The organism is Sulfitobacter sp. R18_1, from assembly GCF_017743915.1.
Taxonomy (GTDB): Bacteria; Pseudomonadota; Alphaproteobacteria; order Rhodobacterales; family Rhodobacteraceae; genus Sulfitobacter; species Sulfitobacter faviae.
Genome location: NZ_JAGHRG010000031.1, coordinates 1 through 1,968, shown reverse-complemented (window position 1 = coordinate 1,968; position 1,968 = coordinate 1). Strand labels below are relative to the sequence as shown.

The 1,968-nt window shown below is 56.7% G+C and carries 1 protein-coding gene and 1 rRNA gene; both read right to left on the bottom strand.

Annotation, left to right across the window (positions count from 1 at the left end):
- Positions 1 to 390: 390 nt before the first annotated feature.
- Positions 391 to 1,606, bottom strand: a protein-coding gene (locus J7392_RS24050; protein WP_247744763.1) for an IS3 family transposase whose coding sequence is annotated in 2 segments (ribosomal slippage) — positions 391 to 1,236 and positions 1,238 to 1,606 — 1,215 coding nt in all. Because the reading frame shifts where the segments join, the coding sequence is not laid out codon by codon here.
- A gap of 265 nt (positions 1,607 to 1,871) precedes the next feature.
- Positions 1,872 to 1,968 (bottom strand): 5S ribosomal RNA (rrf, locus tag J7392_RS24045); the annotation flags it as partial.

Here is a 1,968-nt window from a genome sequence, read left to right as displayed (position 1 = left end):
TTCCTATCCGCCTTTCGATCCGAACCACCGCGTCTCCGCTGCCGTCCGCCCCGTCTGGCGCCCCAGCGGTGCGTCTCAGCGCCGCCGGTAGAGGGGGTTCTAAGGTTACTGAGACAAGGCCGCAAGCAGAAAGTTGAGAAAAACGGCGCGGTTATGATCTTCTGGAAATATTCTATATATTATAGAGGGTTAGATAGACTTCTCTCGGGGCAGATGGTCTAAGGGGAGCGCCATGGGTGTCCCGAAAAGCAAGCTAGGGGTGAAAAAAACTGAGTCGGAAACCCGATACGGCAGCAAAGTTCAAGTCCCCGACTCGTAGCCGTGATTCCGGGTCTTTGAAGCAATAGCGCGCAAGCACCCTCATGGACCGGCCCCCGTTTCACCAGACACCTAAGCGGTTTCGGTTTTGGCCTTGATGAACTCGCGAGGCGAGCGCCATCTAAGGCCGCTGTGTGGGTGGTTGTTGTTATAGTCCTCGATCCATTCTCCTATCAAATTCAAAACGGTTTCGGCATTGGGTAGTGGATTGACGCGCACGTAATCGCGTTTGAGCGTCTTTACGAAGGCTTCGGACATGCCGTTGGATTGCGGGCTGGCGACTGGGGTGAAGCATGACTTCAGGCCGAGTTGGCGAGCGAAGGTGCGGGTTTCCTTTGCTGTGTAAGCGCTTCCATTGTCGGATAAGACCTCGACCACCTCTGGCGCACGATAGCTGCCGAAGCGTTTCTCGACCGCCTCCAGAAGCATGTCACGCACATCCGAGTCGCTAATCCCGGCATTGGCGACGGCCCGCCAGGCGATGACCTCACGATCATGAGCATCGAGCAGGAACGCCGCGCGGATAATGTCGCCATTCCAGCAGGTGAACTCCAGCCCATCAGAGCACCAGCGCAAGTTCGACCGCATCATGACGACCTTGCCGTCATGGATGCGTTCGGGCCGGTCGAAGCCAGATCGCTCCAGCAGCAGGTTATTGGCCTTCATGATGCGATAGACGCGTTTATGATTTGCCGGGGCAAGGCCTTCTGCCTTGAGTTCCCGGTTCAGCACTGCACAGATCCGACGGTAGCCATAGGTTGGGCGCTCCGCCACCAAACGCTCGATACGTGGCAACAGCGCCGCGTCTTGAGCTTTATGATAGCTCCGACGCGGCTCCGTGCTTCTTCTCTGTCGTTCATGTAAGTTCGAGCGGGATACGCCTAACGTCTGTGCTACCGCCTTCACCGGGAACCGCCCGGTTTGAGGTGCCGCAGGCACGCGCAAGCAAGGTCGGTTTTTTTGTGCGGGACTTTTCGAGCGCTTCCTTCAAAATCTCCACTTCCAGCGTTTTGCGTCCCAGCTGGCGCTCAAGCTCCCGGACGCGGGCTTCCATCTCTCGGACAGCCTTGTTGCTGGTCACACTGTCATCCCCTGTCACAGCGACACTCCCTCCCTCGAGCATCAATCTACGCCAACGATACAACAGATTTGGGGCCACACCATTACGACGAGCAACGGCGGAAACGCTATCCCCGTCATAGAGGGTCTCTCCAACGATCCGAAGCTTTTCAGCCGCAGACCAGCGTCGACGGCGCCCACCATCAGTAATGATTTCCATCTCAGACATAAGCACGTGCTTAAGGCTATCCTTAAGCCTCCTTGGTCAGTCCAAGGTGTCCGGTCGAAATGGGGGCCAGTTCACCTCAGCTGTCGAAAACCTGGGTTCAAGTTTTTGACTGATAGAGCGACGCGCAGCCCAAAGGCCGCTCGGAAGACCGCCGGAAGGGATCGGGCATCACACCCTCAAACGCAGAACCGCCGCAGCTTTGAGCTGCGGCGGTTTTGTTATTCTGATCATCGTCGAGAGATACTGTAGTCTAGGAACTTATTAGGTTTGGCGATGACCTACTCTCCCACGTCTTAAGACGCAGTACCATCGGCGCTACGGCACTTAACGGCTGGGTTCGGGATGGGACCAGGTGTTTTGCT